General features: G+C 69.3%; 13 protein-coding genes. 7 read left to right on the forward strand and 6 right to left on the reverse strand.

What is annotated here, in order from left to right; all coding sequences use genetic code 11:
- Nucleotides 1-6: 6 nt before the first annotated feature.
- The 4 genes from ABZW60_RS20175 to ABZW60_RS20190 all read left to right on the forward strand — a co-directional run bounded on the left by ABZW60_RS20175 (nt 7) and on the right by ABZW60_RS20190 (nt 7,686).
- Nucleotides 7-789, forward strand: a complete 783-nt coding sequence (locus ABZW60_RS20175) for a PASTA domain-containing protein (protein WP_355478872.1) — start codon at nt 7-9, stop codon at nt 787-789.
- Nucleotides 790-795: 6 nt separating this feature from the next.
- Nucleotides 796-6,534, forward strand: coding sequence for an FAD-dependent oxidoreductase (locus ABZW60_RS20180; RefSeq protein ID WP_355478873.1), 5,739 nt, complete (start codon nt 796-798; stop codon nt 6,532-6,534).
- 16 nt (nt 6,535-6,550) lie between these two features.
- Nucleotides 6,551-6,823 (forward strand): hypothetical protein, encoded by a 273-nt coding sequence (locus ABZW60_RS20185; RefSeq protein WP_355478875.1) that lies wholly within the window; start codon nt 6,551-6,553, stop codon nt 6,821-6,823.
- 608 nt (nt 6,824-7,431) lie between these two features.
- On the forward strand, nt 7,432-7,686 hold the full coding sequence (locus ABZW60_RS20190) for a LuxR C-terminal-related transcriptional regulator (protein ID WP_355478877.1): 255 nt from the start codon (nt 7,432-7,434) through the stop codon (nt 7,684-7,686).
- Between the two features lie 15 nt (nt 7,687-7,701).
- Here the strand turns inward: ABZW60_RS20190 and ABZW60_RS20195 are convergent, their stop codons facing one another.
- Nucleotides 7,702-9,003 carry a HAMP domain-containing sensor histidine kinase gene (locus tag ABZW60_RS20195; RefSeq protein WP_355478879.1) on the reverse strand — a complete coding sequence of 434 codons (1,302 nt, stop codon included), beginning with the start codon at nt 9,001-9,003 and terminating at the stop codon, nt 7,702-7,704.
- Between the two features lie 16 nt (nt 9,004-9,019).
- Nucleotides 9,020-9,697: a response regulator transcription factor gene (locus ABZW60_RS20200; protein WP_355478881.1), complete on the reverse strand. Its 678-nt coding sequence runs from the start codon at nt 9,695-9,697 to the stop codon at nt 9,020-9,022.
- 99 nt (nt 9,698-9,796) lie between these two features.
- Here ABZW60_RS20200 and ABZW60_RS20205 point away from each other — a divergent pair, with 99 nt between their 5' ends.
- From ABZW60_RS20205 to ABZW60_RS20215, 3 genes are read left to right on the forward strand one after another with little or no spacing between them, the layout of a single operon-like run.
- Nucleotides 9,797-10,732, forward strand: coding sequence for an ABC transporter ATP-binding protein (locus ABZW60_RS20205; protein WP_355478883.1), 936 nt, complete (start codon nt 9,797-9,799; stop codon nt 10,730-10,732).
- Nucleotides 10,729-11,514: an ABC transporter permease subunit gene (locus tag ABZW60_RS20210; RefSeq protein ID WP_355478885.1), complete on the forward strand. Its 786-nt coding sequence runs from the start codon at nt 10,729-10,731 to the stop codon at nt 11,512-11,514. The genes ABZW60_RS20205 and ABZW60_RS20210 overlap by 4 nt, the downstream gene beginning before the upstream one ends.
- Nucleotides 11,511-11,987 carry a hypothetical protein gene (locus ABZW60_RS20215; RefSeq protein WP_355478887.1) on the forward strand — a complete coding sequence of 159 codons (477 nt, stop codon included), beginning with the start codon at nt 11,511-11,513 and terminating at the stop codon, nt 11,985-11,987. Before ABZW60_RS20210 ends, ABZW60_RS20215 begins: the two co-directional genes overlap by 4 nt.
- Before the next feature lie 67 nt (nt 11,988-12,054).
- On the opposite strand, the gene ABZW60_RS20220 is transcribed toward ABZW60_RS20215, so the two are convergent.
- The 4 genes from ABZW60_RS20220 to ABZW60_RS20235 are packed head-to-tail and all read right to left on the reverse strand — an operon-like array spanning nt 12,055 to nt 17,101.
- Nucleotides 12,055-13,746 carry a right-handed parallel beta-helix repeat-containing protein gene (locus ABZW60_RS20220; protein ID WP_355478889.1) on the reverse strand — a complete coding sequence of 564 codons (1,692 nt, stop codon included), beginning with the start codon at nt 13,744-13,746 and terminating at the stop codon, nt 12,055-12,057.
- Between the two features lie 7 nt (nt 13,747-13,753).
- Nucleotides 13,754-14,743, reverse strand: coding sequence for an acetylxylan esterase (locus ABZW60_RS20225; protein WP_355478891.1), 990 nt, complete (start codon nt 14,741-14,743; stop codon nt 13,754-13,756).
- A 10-nt stretch (nt 14,744-14,753) separates the two neighbouring features.
- Nucleotides 14,754-15,626 carry a MurR/RpiR family transcriptional regulator gene (locus tag ABZW60_RS20230; RefSeq protein ID WP_355478893.1) on the reverse strand — a complete coding sequence of 291 codons (873 nt, stop codon included), beginning with the start codon at nt 15,624-15,626 and terminating at the stop codon, nt 14,754-14,756.
- Nucleotides 15,623-17,101, reverse strand: a complete 1,479-nt coding sequence (locus ABZW60_RS20235) for an extracellular solute-binding protein (RefSeq protein WP_355478895.1) — start codon at nt 17,099-17,101, stop codon at nt 15,623-15,625. The genes ABZW60_RS20230 and ABZW60_RS20235 overlap by 4 nt, the downstream gene beginning before the upstream one ends.
- Between the last annotated feature and the right edge of the window lie 8 nt (nt 17,102-17,109).

Here is a 17,109-nt window from a genome sequence, read left to right on the forward strand (position 1 = left end):
CGCGTCATGGCATTGGTCAGCCCGGCACTCGGCAGCGGTAGTGCTACCGGCACCCAGGTGGGGGTGCCCAACGTCGTCGGCAGGACGCAGGGAGAGGCCGAAACCATCCTGAGCGGGTTCGGGCTCAAGTCGAGGGCCGAGAACATCGAGGCCGACTTCGAGGAAGGCAAGGTCTTCGCGCAGAATCCGGAGGCCAACTCGGTCCGGCCGAAGAACACGGTCGTCACCCTGCTGATCGCCAAGGCACCCGTCGTGCCCGTGAATCTCGGCGAGCTCCTCGAGGAGCTCAAGGCGGCGGTCGACCCGATCGCACCGGCGGTGCAAGCCGTCGGCACACAGGTCACGACGCTCGACGAGAAGGTCGGCAGCACGGTCACCAAGCTCGACGACCTCACCACCAAGGTCGACACCGCCACCGGCAAGCTCGACGACCTCACCGCCAAGGTCGACACCGCCACCGGCAAGCTCGACGGCCTCGACACCAAGGTCGACGGGGTGCGCACCAAGGTCGACGACATCGCGACCTCCGTGGGTGCCGTCGCGACCAAGGTCGACGGGCTGGACGGAAAGGTGGAGACGGTGTCCGGCACCGTGGACGGTCTGGTGACCAAGATCGACTCGATCGCCACCGCGGTGGCGGCGGCCGAGACGGACACCGCGGCCGAGGACCGGATGCAGAAGATCCTCGACAAGCTCGACGAGGGCCAGGTCGCGCGCGGGAACGGCGGTAGCGGCGGAGGTGCCGCGAAACGGTCCGCAGGCTCGCGCCGGAGTGGAGACCCCGGGTGATCCTCGATGGATCCCGCGCTGCAGGAGCTCGTGCGTTCAGGCGAACCGGAGGACGAGGTCGCGGTCATCCTCCGGCTCCGCCGGCCGGGTGACACGCCCGCGCTGGGCACGATCGTCAGCCGGTTCGGGGACATCGCGACGGCACGGGTGCGACGCGACGACATCCATCGACTCCGCGCGGAGCAGACGGTCGTCAGTGTCAAGGCGCCCCGGCTCTACACCCCCGACCTGGAACCCTGGCCGCAGGAGAACGAGGAGCCGGCCGACCCGAACGACGCCCCGTTCACCGACCTCGGAGCGACCGGGCGGCACATCGCGGTCGGGTTGGTCGACTGGGGCCTGGACGTCACCCATCCGGACTTCCGCAACCCCGACGGATCGACGAGGGTCGTCGCCCTGTGGGACCAGCGCCCGGGCCCGCAGGATGCCGCCTCGCCGTACGGCTACGGCCGAATCCTCGACGCGGCCACGATCAACGCAGCACTCGACACGGCCGACCCGGTCGCGACGCTCGGCTACGACGCGGCCGACTTCGATGCGGGCCCCGGAGCACACGGCACGCACACGACCAGCATCGCGGCCGGTAACGGCCGCGGGGGTGGCCCAGCCGGCATGGCACCGGAAGCGGACATCATCTTCGTCAATCTCGGCCGTCGGCGCGGAACCGCCGAGGTCCCGCTGGGCGACTCCGTCGAACTGCTCGAAGCCCTGGATTTCATCGTCCGAACCGCCGGTGACCGCCCGTGCGCCATCAACCTCAGTCTCGGCCGTCATGCGGGTGAGCACACGGGGCACTCGCTCGTCGAGCTCGGCATCGACCAACTCGTCTCCTCGAGGCACGATCTGGCCGTCATCGCCAGCGGCGGCAACTACTTCCGCCGGCGGACCCACGCGGCATGGCGACTGCGCCCCGGATCGGTCCGCACCTTCCGCATCGAGGCCGACCCGGCCGACCGAACGGTCAACCAGGTCGACATCTGGTACCCCGGACGCGATCGCCTGGGCGCAACGATCACGCCGGCCGGCGGTGCACCGACGGTGGTTCCGCTCGGCTCGAGCCGCGTCGTCGTGGTCGACGGTCGCGAAGCAGCGCGGATCTATCACCGTGCCTGCGATCCGAACAACTTCGATCACCAGATCAGCGTGTTCATCGATCCGGGCGTACCTGCCGGTGGATGGGAGATCACCCTGACCGGTCAGGACATCGTCGACGGGAGGGTCCATGCGTGGATCGAACGCGACACCGCCTGCCCGACCTGTCAGGCCCGGTTGAGCCCGGGCGAGGCCAATCGACGGACGACGACCGGCTCGATCTGCAACGGCTATCGCACGATCACCGTCGGCGCGTACGACGCGCACCGCGACGACCGTCCGCTCGGAGCGTTCAGCAGCTCGGGGCCGACCCGCGACGGGCGGCAGAAGCCCGAGCTGGTGGCGCCTGGCGTCCAGGTGCTCGGAGCACGGTCCGGGACAGCCGGCGACGACGGTCCGCGCTATGTGCGCATGAGCGGCACCAGCATGGCCGCGCCGGCCGTCACCGGAACCGTCGCCTTGATGTTCGAGGTGGCCGACCGGCCCCTGGCGATCGACGAGACCCGCCGGGCCTTGCTGGCCGGCTGCGACGTGCCGGAACCGGGCGCGGACCTGCTCCGGCTCGGCAGTGGATACCTGAACCCCCGACGCGCACTCGACGCGGTGCGGTCGTCTCTCCCCGAGGAGGAAGCCGTGCCCGAGCTGCCTGCCGAAACCCTTGATCCGCTGCCGCCGGTCGATCTGTCCGAGGCCGAATCCGTCACCGAGGCCGTCCGGTCCGGCTGCCTGCCCACGACCCGGGTGGCCGTCATCGGTGCCGGGTTCGCCGGTCTGATGGCGGCCTGGACCCTCGAGACCGGCGGAACGAAGGTCACTGTCTTCGAAGCGAGCGGCCGGCTCGGCGGCCGGGTGCGTACCGATCCGGGCCTGGTCAAGGGCAAGGTCGTCGAGGCCGGCGCGGAGCTGATCGGGGAGAATCACACGACCTGGATCCAGCTCGCCCGACGCTTCGGTCTCACGCTCGAGAAGGTCAGCAAGGAAGCGGACTACGAACGCCGCGGTCTCAAGGTCAGGGTGCGACTCGGCGGCAAGGACCTCACCGACGCCGAGTTGGCCGACATCGAGCGAGAGCTCCTGCCGATCCGCACCCGCATCGCGGCCGACGCGGCGAAGATCGACGCACTCCGCCCCTGGACCTCGCCCGACGCGGCCGCGCTGGACGCCAAGTCGCTGGCCGAGCGCCTCGACGAACTGTTCGGCCGGTCATCGAGCAACGCCAGAAGGTACTTCGAGTTCGTCGCCGAGAACGACCAGTGTGCCCCGGTCGCGCGGCAGAGCTACCTCGGCTACCTGGCCGCCGTCCGCGCGCACATGCTGCCCGGCGATCCGCTCGCCTACTGGACCCGCACGGAGACCCACCGCTGCAAAGGCGGCAACGAGCAGCTCGCTACCCACCTGGCCAAGACGTTGCGGGACGTGCGGCTGAACACCGCCGTGAGCGCCGTCGAGATCGGATCACGATCGGTCCGCGTCACGTTCGGTACGCCGGCGACCGGTGAGGACTTCGACTACGTCGTCCTCACGACCGCACCGAAGGTCTGGCCGCGGATCCAGGCGGGTACGCCGTTCCGCCCCGCCGACTACACGATCAGCCATGGACCGTGTGTGAAGTTCCTCAGCGGCGTGTCCCGCCCGTTCTGGGAGGACGCGAAGCTTGCCCCGAGCGCGTTGTGGGACCGGATCGGCAGCGTGTGGGAAGGCACCGATCGCCAGACCAGCGGACCGGCTGCCTGCCTGTCCGTCTACTCCGGCGGTGGATTCGTCCTCGACGCCCGGCGCTACCAGGAGCGCCTCGAAGACCTCTATCGCGGATACGCCGCGCAGCGCCCGCGGATCAGCTTCGCCGACTGGCCCTCCGAGCCCTGGGTGCGGACCGGATACTCGATCCCGGCTCCCGGCGAGGTCACCACGATCGCTCCGAATCTCACGAAGCCGTTCGGCAACCGTTTGTTCTTCGCGGGCGAGCAGGCCTCACCTGGGTTCTACGGCTACATGGAAGGTGCGTTGACGTCCGGCGTGCTCGCGGCGTACCGGATCGTGAACGCGGTCTGGGCTTCGTGCCGCGATGCGGCGCGCAGCGAGTCCACGGATCAGGAGCTCGACGTCGCGCTACCTGACATCCAGGTTCCGGCGGCGACACTCTTCGACCTGTTCGTCACCGGTGTCGGGCCGAACGAGTTACGGGAGTTCTACGACATCGTCACGAGCCCGCGGGGACGGCTCGGTGTACTGCGCCCCGGAGACCTCGTCGTGAGCCGGGGGCGCGGCAGCCCGTTCGGCCGGATCGCGATCGTCGCGTCCGGTGCACTGCGCCATCGAGGGCAACTCGTCTCAGCCGGCTACCGCTCGGACACCCGCGTGCCCGGGCTCTACGCACATGTCGTCGAAGCGCCGGCACACCCCTGGTCCGATCGGTACGCCCGCCGGGTCGCCGACCAGCAGGGCGTCACCCCGTCGCACGTTCTGGTGCTTCGCCCGAGTGCGAGCGACTTGCCGACCGAGACGGTCAAGGGCCCGTGTCCCGACGTACCCGTACCACCCGCGAGCAGGCCGCGGGTCCTGCGCGACGGATCACGTCACACGGCCGTCCGGGAGATCCAGCGCAAGCTCAACGCCTTCCATGCCTACCGGATCGCCGCCGGCCAGTCGGGCCTCGCCGACGCGCCGCTCGAGGAGGATTGCGAGTACGGCGGACACACCCGGACAGCAGTCGAGTCCTTCCAGCGGCTCGTCTTCCCCACGACGCCTGCTGAGGTCGACGGCGAGGTCGGCAGCCACACCTGGGCTCAGCTCGACGCCATCGTCGTGGGTTCGACCGGAACCGCGCAGGTCATCGTGGAGTCGTTGTGGTTCGCCGGTCCGGGCGGGGCCGGCACCTCCCTGCGCTGGGACGAGGTACTCGGTGTCGACACTCCGGCGGTCGAGGTTCTGGCGACCGCTTCGGGCCTGCCGCTCGCGACGATGCCGGCCGAGGTCACCGTCGAGCTGATGAGCCGGCCACCGAATCGCGAAGCGGGCCGGGGAACCGCGGCATCGCCGGTGTCCTGGACGATCGCGCGGGAAGGTCCGGATCCGGCGAACCCGACCAGGCTGCGGTACCGCGGCACTCGAACGGTCGGCTCCCTCGGCGGGTTCCTGACGCTCGATGCGACCCACAACGAGGTCGCGACCGTGGTGAGGGCCGGCGGTACGAGTGACGCCGCCTTCCGGTCCGCGCTGGCCGCGACGAGCCGAGGCAGCGGTACGCAGCCGTCCTCGACCGGGGCGTCGACCGGCGCGGAGGCCGGTGAGGTGCCGGACGCGATGGCGCTGTTCCGCGCCGGCGGGGTCGAGGTCGCGGAGCTCACGGTGCGCCCCCGACCGAATTGGCGCACGCCTGCCGCGGTACGGCGCCTGATCCGCAGCCCCGCCGACATCTTCTACTACTCCGGGCACGGCCTCTCGTCCAGCGGCATGCTGGCGATCGAAACCACCGGTGCGGCCTGCGGGTCAGCCGGTACCTTCGTCAACTGGCTCGGTCCGGCCGACCTGGCCCGCGCATGGCCGGCCGGCATGGATCTCGACGTACTCGTCATCGCCGGATGCTCGGTCCTGAAGATCGACACCTCGAAATCACCCGCCACCGGACCGGGCGTCGCCTGGGCACGTCTGCTCAACACGCAGGGCGGACCGCTCGTCGCGCTCCTCGGCTATCAGGGCAAGGCTCCGTGTGACGCCCCGAACGGCGACGCGATCGCCGCGGCGTTCGCGGCGAAACTGCGGAGCGGGTCGACCGACTACGTCCGGGACTGGCTGACCGTGAACGGCGACCACAACGCGAACAACGCGATCGGCATGGACAGCCGCGGCCTCTGGACCATCGAGACCACCTGGACCGGCGGATTCACCATTCGCGGACCGAAGCCGATGAGTACGGCGCCGCCCGGCGAGGCTGCCGACGAAGAGACCTGGTCGGCACCTGCGGGCTCCGACGCCGAGGCGACCAAACTGCCCGCCCGGCTCGGCACTCAGGCGCCGAGTGCGTGGGAGGCTCTGACGCCGATCGCGCCCCGGTCCCCCGGCAGCTGTTCAGGCGGTCTGAAGAATCTCGGGACCTTGCTCCTCGTCCATGACGCCGAGACCGAGATCGACCTGCGCGACTACGGCGGCTACACCGACGCGAACGCGTGGATCCTGGTCCACACGGTCAGCGATCTGATCGAGGCGATCCGGTCGTACGTCGGTACCTGCGGCTACCTCACCGGGATCCACATCGAGGCGCACGGCGGCTGGTCCGGCAGCGGCGGGTTCCGCCTGGGCAACGACACGGACGGCGACGGGCACATCGAATCAGGCGAGGCGAACGACATGGTGTCCGGCACGACCCAGGCCACGAAGTTCGGCACGATCATCAAGAACGCGTTCGGCGGCGGAGCGTCGTTCGTCGCGATCGCCGCCTGCTCGTCGGCGGGCCCGTCGGACATCTTCATCAAGTCCTTGCAGGCCGCGACCGGCGGTATCGTCATCGGATCGGTCGATTCGTGCCGCTCCGGCGGGAACTGGTGGCACAAGGCCTGGTGGGAGGCCGAGAAGGGCCGCAGCCAGGTCAACCGGGACGGCTCGGTCAAACTCGACACCCGCGACGAGGGTCGCGGCATCTGGCGACCCTTCTGAGCGAAAGGCGGACGACATGCCTCTGACCGATCAGCGAACGCGCCTCCTGCGCCAGGACAAGGCGACCGTGCAGGCCCTGCTCGGGCGCCCGGCCAGGATCGGCTACTGGACCACGACGACCCTGCCGCGGAACGCGAGTGCCGCGATGGTCGCCGAGTTCCGCGCGCACACGCTCGACGAGATCTGGATCTACCCGACCGGCCGGGTTCACTTCACCCTCGACGGCCGGGCCGCGAAGGTCGACGACAAGCCGTCGCTCGACCTGCCGCCGGCGCCGAATCTCGTGTGATCCCGGGCCTTGTGACGAGTCGACGTGAACCAAAAGATCCGGGCCTCCGAGTTTGGACCTCCCCGTCGGACCTGGCTTGTAGCACTCTGTAGGAGGGGATATTCGCCGCGTTCCGGGACGCGGCCGAACGGGGCGGCGCGACCTGGTCCACGTTTTGCTGGAGGGGGCCATGGCACAAGCGTTCGTTGCAACGACGACGGCAGAGCGTGAGGGCGGGAGCGGGTACCGCGCTGCCGGATCGGTGGTCGTCGCGATCGTCGGGCCGGTGCGCATTCACCGGGAGAATCTGGCGGCGGCCCTGCGACAGGTCGCCGGTATCGATGTGATCGGGACCGCCGCCGATCTGGACGATCTGGGCGATGGGGTCAGGCCCGACGTCGTCCTCGTGGACGTCCACCCCCGGTACGGCGTACCGCTCGTCCCCGCCCGGCCGGCGGATCGTCCCGGCCCGCGGCTGGTCGTCCTCGGCGCGCCCGAGGACGACGAGACGATCATCGCTTGCGTGACCGCCGGGGTCGCCGGGTTTCGTCGCCTGCGAGGCAAGCCTGGGCGACGTCGTCACGACCGCGACCGCCGTCGCCCGCGGCGACTCCGCCTGCCCGCCCAGAGTGACCGCTGCCCTGCTCCGCCGGATCGGGTCCGCCGCCGGTCAGGCGGCCGAGCAGTCCGGCTCGACCCAGCTCACCACCCGCGAACGCCAGATCCTCGATCTCATTGACGACGGGCTCTCGAACAAGGAGATCGCCGGACGTCTGTGCATCGAGATCAGCACGGTCAAGAACCACGTCCACAACATCCTCGCCAAACTGGGCGCCCGCCGACGCACCGAAGCCGCCGCCAAAGCCCGCACCCGCCATCGCTGACCCCGGGCAATCCGGTCAGGCGTCGGCGGCCGGCAGGCGTACCTCCAGGGTGGCTCCGCCGAGGAGGCTTCGGGCGACCTGGACGTTGCCGCCGTGTGTGCGGGCGACCTGCGCGACGATGGCGAGGCCGAGGCCGCTGCCGCCGTCGGCGCGCGATCGGTCCTCGCCGACGCGGACGAAGCGCTCGAAGACGCGGTCGCGCTCCGCGGGCGGGATGCCCGGCCCGTCGTCGGAGACGCTCAGGACGACCAGTCCGTCGGCCTCCACCAGCCCGAACGCGATCCGGCCGCGGGCGTACCGGGCGGCGTTCTCGGCGAGGTTGGCCACCAGCCGCCGCAACGACGCCTCGTCGCCGCTCACCCTGCCCGCGGAGACCGCGCTCGTGCCGATCAGCAGATCGGTCCGATCGCGCAGCCGTCGCGCCTCGTCGAAGACCAGGTCGTCGAGGTCGATCGATGCCATCGGCAACCGGATGTTCCGTTCGTCGGCCTTGGCCAGCACCAGCAGGTCGTCGATCAGCCGCTGCATCCGCAGATCCTCGGCCAGCACGGTCCCGGCCAGCGCGCCGAGCGTCGTACGGTCCGGATGGGCCAGCGCCACCTCGGCGTGCTGACGGATCGAGGCCACCGGCGACCGCAGCTCGTGCGAGGCGTCCGCGACGAAGCGCCGGTGACTGTCGTGGGCGTGTTCGAGCCGATCGAGCATCCGGTTCATCGTGGTCGCCAGCCGGCCGATCTCGTCGGCGCTGTGTCGCGTCGGCACCCGCCGGTGCAGCTCGGTCGCCGAGATCTCGTCGACCTCACGGCGGATCGCGGCCACCGGCGCGAGCACCCGGCCGGCCACCAGCCAGGTGACGAGAGCCACGAGTACCAGCACCAGCAGCAACCCGATCACCAGCACGCGGGTGAGGTATCTCGTCGAGTCCAGTACGTCGACCAGCGGCCTCCCGACCACCACCTGTTCCGCTCCGTCCGGACGAGGGCGAGTGACGGCGGCCGACACGAACGCGTAGTCCTCGTCGTGCCCCGGCGGCTCGACGGCCACGCACCGCGCACCCGGATCCGCCAGGCGCGCCGCGTCGGACCTGCCGACCACGGCACCGGAGCGATCGAGGTACTGCACCAACTCCACCGACGGTGGGGCGTCCACCTCTGGCGCAGCCGTGGACGCCAAGTACGCCGCCCGCTCCCCCGTAGCCGCGCACACCTGATCGGTCAGCGCGGAGCTGAGCAGCCCGACCAGCACGAACCCACCCGCGACCAGCGCTCCGCCGACGACCAGCGTCGCGATCAGCGTCAGGCGCAACCGGACGCTCATCCCCCGCCGTCCGACCTCAGCCGCCATCGTCGGCCAGCCGATACCCGGAACCCCGGAGGGTCTGCAGCGAACCCTTGCCGAACGGACGATCCAGCTTGTTCCGCAACCGCCGCACGTAGACCTCGACGATGTTCGGATCACCCTCGAAGTCGTAGTCCCAGACGTGGTCCAGGATGGTCCGCTTGGACACCGCCTCACCGCGATGCCGGATCAGGAACTCCAGCAGCGAGAACTCTCGTGCCGTCAGCCCCACCTCGACCTCGCCACGCCAGATCCGGCGTGCCGCGGGATCCAGCCGCAGATCGCCGGCGCAGATCACCGCCGGCCGCTCCGCCGCACCGCGGCGCAGCAACGCCCGCAGCCGGGCGATCAGTACGGCGTACGAGAACGGCTTGGTCAGGTAGTCGTCGGCGCCGGTGTCCAACGCCCGCACCTGGTCGGCGTCGGCGTCCCTGGCGGTCAGCATCAGGATCGGCGTCCAGACGCGCTCGTTGCGCAGCGTCGAGCAGATGTCGAAGCCGTCCACCCCGGGCAGCATCACGTCCAGCACGATCGCGTCGTACGACTCCTCGCGCGCCAGCCAGAGGCCGTCGGTGCCCGTCAGCGCCACGTCGACCGCGAACCCCTCGGCCTCGAGACCGTTGCGCAGGCCCGCCGCGAGGCGCTTCTCGTCCTCCACCACCAGTGCCCGCATGACGCATCACCTTCCAAGACGATCATGCGCCAACGGCTCTGACAGCGGGCTGAAAACCGTTCAGCCGTCGTTCAGCGTCCCGGTTCTACCGTCGTGTCCATGGCGACCATCGAGGCTGCTCGGCTCAGCAAGCGGTACGGCGCTCGCACCGCGCTCGACGAGCTGACCTTCAGCGCCCGGCCGGGTGAGATCGTCGGGCTGCTGGGCCCCAACGGCGCCGGCAAGACGACGACGATCCGCCTGCTCACGACGATCCTGCGACCGACCAGCGGCACCTTCACGGTCAACGGCGTACCCGGCAACCAGACGGCCCGGATCCGGGAACACATCGGCGTACTGCCCGAGAGCGCGGGCTATCCGGAGCACCAGACCGGCGCCGACTACCTGCGTTACGCCGCGCGGCTCTTCGGCGCCACCCGCCGGCAGGCCGAGACCGTTGCGGACCGGCTCCTTGGCGATGTCGGACTCGCCCAGCACGCCGGCCGGCCGATCTCGACGTACAGCCGCGGCCTGCGCCAACGACTCGGCATCGCCCGGGCCCTCGTGAACGACCCGGCCGTCGTGTTCCTGGACGAGCCGACCCTCGGTCTCGACCCGGCCGGACAGCGCGAGATCCTCACGACCATCCGCCGCATCGCCGCGGAGCGTGGAGCCACGGTGGTGCTGTCCACACACCTCCTTCCCGAAGTCGAAGAGGTCTGCACGACGCTGCTGATCCTCGATCACGGTCGACTGCTCGCCGCGGGCAGCGTCGAGGAAGTGACGAGGTCGGTGGGAGTCCACCGCACAGGGCTGCTCCGGGTCCCGCCCGGTCGCGCAGATTACGCACTCCAGGTCCTGCGGCGACTCCGCGCGCTCAGTGCCACTGTCGCGCCCGACCGGCCGGACACCATAGAGCTGCAGGCAGAGACCATCGCCTGGAACGACGTACTGCGCGCATTGATCGCCGCAGAGATTCCGGTGCTGGGCTTCGAGGCCGACAGCACCAGCTTCAGCGACGCCTTCCTCGATCTGACCCGGGAGGCCTCGTCATGAACGCAGCGACGACGCGATGGACCGTACTGGCCGAGCAGGAGTGCAGTGACCTCTGGGCGCGCGGCCGCGGACCGCTGCTCGTCTTCACCTTCAGCCTGCTCCTCAGCGCCATGACCTACCTGTCGGCCACGAACCAGGCCCTGAACTTCCTCGAGCACCGCGAGGCCGTCAACCTGACCCTCCAGGTCGCCCTCGCCGTAGGTGTCCTGCTCACCCTCGTGGTCAGCGCCGACGCGATCAGCGGGGAACGCGAGCGCGGCACTCTCGAGTCGCTGCTCCTCACGCCGGTCTCACGGCGGTCGATCGTCGGCGGCAAGCTGTGCGCCGCGATGACGCTCTGGTTCGGTTGCCTGATCGTCGCCGTTCCGTACTTGTGGGCGCTCGGGCACGGGGTCGCGGTCACTCGTCAGGCGGTTGTCCTCGCCCTCGGTGTCGGAACGACGGTTGCCGCAGGACTGGGCTGCCTCGGACTGCTGATCAGCGCGGTCGCCGGCTCCAACAAGACCAGCCTCGCGACCAGCCTGCTGCTGCTCTTCGTACTGTTCGCCCCTACACAGGTGCCGGCGCTGCCGAAGACCGGATTCGGCGAGGCCCTGGTCCGGATCAACCCGATCGGCTCGGCACTGCACTACATCTCGACGGTCCTGGTCAGCCGGCAGAGCTGGACCCACGATCTCAGCTACCTCGCGGCGCCCGTCGTCCTCGCCGCGGTCGCAGGCAGCGTGCTGATCGCGGCGGCGCCACGGCTCGTCAGCCTGACCGGAGGAGTGAGCGCCCGATGAACACCCTGGCCGCGGTCATGATCGCCCTGCAAACGGTGCAGCCGCCGCAGCCCACCATCACCTTCGGCCAGCAGACCCTCGACGCCACCATCGGGCAGACCCTGACGCTGGAATCCACGGTCACCCAGGCCGACGGCGGAAGCCGCATGATCGCCCACCTCAACGTCACCAGCCTCGACGGCACGTACGTCGACCTCGAGGACTGGGCCAGGGACGTGACGCGACCGGTACCGCCGACGCCCGAGACCCAACTCGACTGGGAGGTCCAGGCCGTCAACGCCGGCCACTTCGCCGTCTACGCCGTCCTACTGCCCGGCGACAACACGCCTGCCGTCGTCAGCCCGCCGGTCCACGTCACAGTGACCGCCCGGCAGACCCTCAACACGGGCGCCGCTCTACCGATCGCGATCATCACGCCGGCCACGCTGGGCCTCGCAGCACTCGGCACCTACCTGCGCAGGCTCAGGCGATGACCGCTGTGTGAGCTCGGTCGGCATCGGCCTCCCCCGGTGCGGTGGGAGGCCGATGCCGGGCGCGGGGCTAGCCGGCGTCGGCGCCGATGTTGGGTGGGTTGGGGATGGTGGTGCCGAAGTAGTCGACACCGCCGTTGCCGGAGACCGGGGTTCCGGCTCCGAGGGCCGGGGAGCCGGTCTTGAGGGTGTAGGCCTGCGGGCACGGTTGCGGGCCGGTTCCGGACGGCGGTGACCAGGTGCAGGTGCCGCCGGCGCCGGGTGAGGTGAAGAGCGGGTCGCCCCACACGGCGCCCGATTCGAGTCCGGCGGCGGTCCAGGCCGCGAAGTCGGCGTACGTCGTGCCGCTCCAGCGCCAGCCGCCGGTGTTCGTCCCGTAGTACAGGTTGTTGGCCAGCGTCATGCCGGTCTGGTTGTAGGGGTTGTAGTAGAACTGACCGGTCTTGCCGAAGTTGTTCCGGTTCGTCAGGTAGCAGATGTTGTCCTTGATCTGCGAGCCGGCGGCCCAGACGCCCGTGCTGTAGCCGAAGTTGAAGCACGCGCTGGCGCCCTGCTTCTTGTTCGCGCTCTGGTCCTTGTTACTGAAGAACGTGTTGCCGTAGATCGACAGCGCGTTCTTCGGCGCGGCCGGCACGACGTCCATCAGGCCGCCCTGCGCCAACGCCCAGTCGTCGTTCTGCGAGATGTTGTACCGGTAGGTGTTCGGTCCCCAGACACGAGACGCGGCCGTCGAGGTGTAGGCGAGCAGCCCGCTGCCGGCGTTGTCGTGGGTGTAGTTGTACTCGACGAGCGAGTTCGTCGTACCGCCGTCGAGGTCGATGCCGTCCCAGTCGCAGCCCGCCGTGTACGCCGGCACCGGCTGGACCTTGTACACCTCGTTGTTGCGAATGGTGATGTTGTTCGACGTGTACGACATGATGCCGCTGGTGCCGCCGCAGGACGTCACGTTCGCGCCGATGTCGTGCACGATGTTGCGCTGGATGAGTGCGGTGTTCCAGCCGTTCGCGGTAATCGCGGCGCCGGTCGAGTTGGGCGCCATGCCGAGGTTGTAGACGGTGTTGCCCTCGACCCGGACGTTGGTGATGTTGACCCCGGAGCCCCAGCCGTAGACGCCCGGTCCGGCGTTCGACGTCACGCTGGCGCCGTACAGCTTGTTGTTGACGATCTGTACGTCGTTCAACGGTCCTGAGTTCCCGTTGACCGCGTAGCCGAGCACCATGATCTGCCCGCCGAACGTGCTGGTGCTGCCGCTCGGTGTGGCGAAGCCCGAGATGTCGGCGTTGTTGATCTGCAGGCCGCTGGTCGCGGTCGACGAGGTCTGGTTCTGCAGCAGCACACCGGCCGCGGTGGTGCCGCCGTTGACGAGTTTGACGTTGTTCAGCTGGAAACCGTTCACGGCGTCCGCGGTGACGGCCGCCGAGTAGTCACCGGTGCAGCTGGAGCTGATCGTCGCCTTCCCGGTGCCGTACGACGCGACCCGGAACGGCACCGACGCGGACGACGCCGGGACGTTGGTGGAGTTGAAGACCAGGCAGCCGGTGAACGTCTGCCCGCCTTCGAAGGAGATGAGGCTGCCTTGTGGGTAGGTGGAGCTGTTGACCTTGCCGATCGTCTTCCAGGCCTGGTCGGCCGAGAGACCGCTGTTGCTGTCACTGCCGCTGGGCGATACGTAGTACGTCGCACCGGCGGCCTGGGCGGGACTTGTGAGTGCGCCCGCCAGGAGGACACTCACGAAGCCGGACACCAGCAATCTTGTTCTCATCAATTTCCTACTTCCTGAAGATGTTCGCGAACCAGTCGAGCTGGGCGAGCTGCTGGTACGTCTGTCCTCCTTCGTGCTCGTTGTAGGGATAGACCTCGATCTCCTTCTGGTCGCTGCCGTAGTGGTTGAAGGCAGCGAAGACCGTCGAGGGCGGGCAGGTGGCGTCCATCAGCGCGACCGAGAACAGCGCCGGCGCCGTGGCCAGCCGGCCGAGGTTGACGCCGTCGAAGTACCCGAGCGTGTTCAGCGCGGCGTCGGCGTGGTGCCGGAAACCCTTCAGGTACTGGGTGATCTCGTTGTAGCGGCCGTGGTCGGTGATTTGGAGGGCCCGCTGGAAGTGGCACAGGAACGGTACGTCGGGCGCGCAGCCGAGCAGCTCGATCCCGGCGATCGGCGCGAGACCGGCGGCCGCGATCGCGATACCGCCACCCTGGCTGACCCCGGCGACGACGAGCTTGCCGGGGTCGACGAGCGGCGAGGTGCGGGCGGCGTCGAGGGCCCGGACCCCGTCGATGAAGACCCGGCGGTAGTAGTACGTCTCCGGATCCGTGATCCCCGCCGTCAGGAATCCCGGGGTGTGGTTCAGACCGGCGTACGGGCTGTCGTCCGGCGTACTGCTGCCGCCGGCCGTCCAGCCCTGCCCGCGGGTGTCGGTGACGAAGTGGGCGTAGCCGGCCTGCGCCCACAACGTGGTCGCGTGCGGGATCCCGCGGCCGCCGGAGTACCCGTGGTACTGCACGACGGTCGGCAGCGGACCGGTCGCGCCGGCCGGGACATGCAGCCAGCCCTTCACGGGCGAGCCGTCGAAGCCGGCGTAGGTGACGTCGTAGGTGTCGATCACCGCGAGCTTGTTGTCGATCGGGGTGAACGTGGCGGACAGGTCGTCGGTGCGCGCCTTCTCGATCGAGCGGCGCCAGAAGTCGACCAGGTCGGCGGGCGCGGCCACCTCGGGCCGGTACTCGCGGAGCTTGTCGAGGGGGAAGTCGAACATGGCCATGGGAAGCCCTTCAGCTGTCAGGACGGACGACGGGTTGCCCCGGCCCGTTCGGCGCGTTGGCGGTGAGGTGATCGGGGACGCGCTGCGCGACCAGCACGAACAGCAGACCCGCGGTCAGGGTGTCGCTCGCGCGGCCGGCGAAGAACTCGGTCCAGGTCCCGCCGACCGGCGTACCGGTGTCGAGGGTGACGTCGGCGGCGCGCCCGAGCGGTGATGCGGGGACGCCGGTGATCGCCACGGTCAGCGCACTCCGTGCCTTGGAACGCTTGACGTACTCGAGCATGGTGTTGTCGTGGCCCGAGCGCGTCACGACCAGCGCGACGTCGCCCTCGCCGAGCAGTCCGGCGCCGATCTCCGACGACTGCGGACCGTCGAAGAACCACACCGGGATCCCGATCCGCAACAGCCGGATGTACAGCTCCCGCGCCGGGATCGCGTCGCCCCACTCGCCGTAGATGTGGGTACGGCGAGCGGCCGCGATCGCGTCCGCGACCCGGGTCGCCGCGTCCAGGTCGATCGCCGACAACGCGGTCCGCAACGCGTTCGCCTGCGTCGACGCCAGCACGTTCAGCACCTGCTCGGGCGGATCCGCCGGGCCGATCGCCGACCCGATGTCACTCGTCCAGCCGGCCTCCAGACCGCGGCCGACCTCCATCGCCAGCGCGGCCCGCAGCGCCGGGTACCCGGCGTACCCGAGATGCGTCGACAGCCGGGTGACCGCCGAGGCCGAGGTCTGCGCGGCCTCGGCCAGCTTGGTGATCGAACCGCGCGAGACCTCGTCCGGATTCGCCAGGATCTGGTCGGCGACCCGCCGGAGCGAACCGCTCAGCTCCGGCAGGGCCCGTTTGACCAGCGCGACCGGGCTCGGACTGCCTGCTTTCACTTGGCCAGTCCGAGATCGGTCAGTTGCTGCTGTGCACTGTCGACGTACTTGCCGTAGCCGAACTTGTTCGTCAGGTCGCTGACGAAGGCGTCGTACTGCGAGAGCGGCTTCTTCCCGCTGATGAACTGGACCAGCTGCTCGTTCGAGTACCGGTCGGCGTCGACCTGGTTGTAGCCGTTCGGATTGACCACCAGGCTCGTGTAGGTGTCCAGCAGCGGCTGCTTCGCGGCGAAGTCGATCTCCTTCTTCTGCGCGGCGAACTTGATCCCGAGATACTCGCCCTCGTCCCGTCCGGTCAGCTGGTAGAGCCAGAACCAGCCGCCGTCGGTCGCCAGCTTCGGCGTCGCCTTGACCTTGCCGTCGGCAACGGTGTAGTGGGTGCCCTCGATGCCGTACGAGACCAGCCGATTGCCGTCCTGACCCGAGATGTACTCGACGAACTTCATGATGTTCTTGAGCTTCGCCTCGTCCTTGGCGACCTTGGCCGGGATCGCGTAGATCGACGCGAAGTTCTCGTCATAGGCCATCGCCCCCGGACCACCCGGTCCGGCGAGCGGCGCCAGCTGGATCCACTGCGCACCCGGCTGTGCCTTCTTCGCGGACGCGGTGAACTCGGGCTTGGTCATCTGCGGCCAGCTCTGGCAGAGGATCCCGGCCTTGCCCTGCATGGCACGCTCCTGAGCCTGTGCAAGCGTGCTGCTGGAGTAGTCGGGGTCCACCACCTTCGCGCTGACCAGCTTGGCGACGTACTCCAGTGCGGTCTTGGTGTCCGGATCCTGGTAGCCGTTGACGATCTTGCCGTCCTCGACGTACTCCGCGCCGGGGCCACCGGTTCCGAACCCGCCCCACAGCGGCGCCCACGGATCGGCGTCCTTGCCGCCGGTGATCCCGTAGGTGTCCGGCTTCCCGTTACCGTCCGGGTCCTTCGTGGTGAAGGCGGTCGCGACCGTGAACAGGTCGTCGGTCGTCTTCGGTACGGCCAGACCCAGCTTGTCCAGCCAGTCCTTGCGGATCCAGTACGTGCTGTACGCGTACTGCGGGCGCTTCACGACGCCGTACGTCTTGCCGTCGAGGATCGCCGCCTTCATCTGGTCCTTGCCGACGAACGCCGTGTACTGCTTGAGGTCCGAGTCCAGGTACTTCGTCAGGTCGAGCACCAGGCCCTGCTTGACGAACTGCTGCAGCCGCGAGCGGTCCACCTGGAACAAGTCGGGCGCATCCCCACCGGCCAGCGACGCGGAGAGCTGGGCGTAGTAGTCGTCGCTCGAACCGACGGCGTTGAGCTTGACGTCCAGGCCCAGCTCCTTCTTCAGCGCCTGCCCGATGACGTCGTCCTTCGGCGGCGTCGCACCGAACGAGACCTCGCTGACCGACACTTCCGTGTCCGCGGCTCCGTCCGCGCCTCCTTCCCCCGACGAGCACGCCGTGAGCAACAACGCGCCGCCGAGGGCAACCGCAACAACACTTCTGTACATCTCTACTC

The organism is Kribbella sp. NPDC003557 (assembly GCF_040610805.1).
GTDB lineage: Bacteria > Actinomycetota > Actinomycetes > Propionibacteriales > Kribbellaceae > Kribbella.

Bases quoted from the DNA above. Each gene is read 5' to 3' on its own strand.
- ABZW60_RS20175 (WP_355478872.1), top strand. From the start codon at position 7: ATGGCATTGGTCAGCCCGGCACTCGGCAGCGGTAGTGCTACCGGCACC.
- ABZW60_RS20180 (WP_355478873.1), top strand. From the start codon at position 796: ATGGATCCCGCGCTGCAGGAGCTCGTGCGTTCAGGCGAACCGGAGGAC.
- ABZW60_RS20185 (WP_355478875.1), top strand. From the start codon at position 6,551: ATGCCTCTGACCGATCAGCGAACGCGCCTCCTGCGCCAGGACAAGGCG.
- ABZW60_RS20195 (WP_355478879.1), bottom strand. From the start codon at position 9,003: ATGAGCGTCCGGTTGCGCCTGACGCTGATCGCGACGCTGGTCGTCGGC.
- ABZW60_RS20200 (WP_355478881.1), bottom strand. From the start codon at position 9,697: ATGCGGGCACTGGTGGTGGAGGACGAGAAGCGCCTCGCGGCGGGCCTG.
- ABZW60_RS20205 (WP_355478883.1), top strand. From the start codon at position 9,797: ATGGCGACCATCGAGGCTGCTCGGCTCAGCAAGCGGTACGGCGCTCGC.
- ABZW60_RS20210 (WP_355478885.1), top strand. From the start codon at position 10,729: ATGAACGCAGCGACGACGCGATGGACCGTACTGGCCGAGCAGGAGTGC.
- ABZW60_RS20215 (WP_355478887.1), top strand. From the start codon at position 11,511: ATGAACACCCTGGCCGCGGTCATGATCGCCCTGCAAACGGTGCAGCCG.
- ABZW60_RS20220 (WP_355478889.1), bottom strand. From the start codon at position 13,746: ATGAGAACAAGATTGCTGGTGTCCGGCTTCGTGAGTGTCCTCCTGGCG.
- ABZW60_RS20225 (WP_355478891.1), bottom strand. From the start codon at position 14,743: ATGGCCATGTTCGACTTCCCCCTCGACAAGCTCCGCGAGTACCGGCCC.
- ABZW60_RS20235 (WP_355478895.1), bottom strand. From the start codon at position 17,101: ATGTACAGAAGTGTTGTTGCGGTTGCCCTCGGCGGCGCGTTGTTGCTC.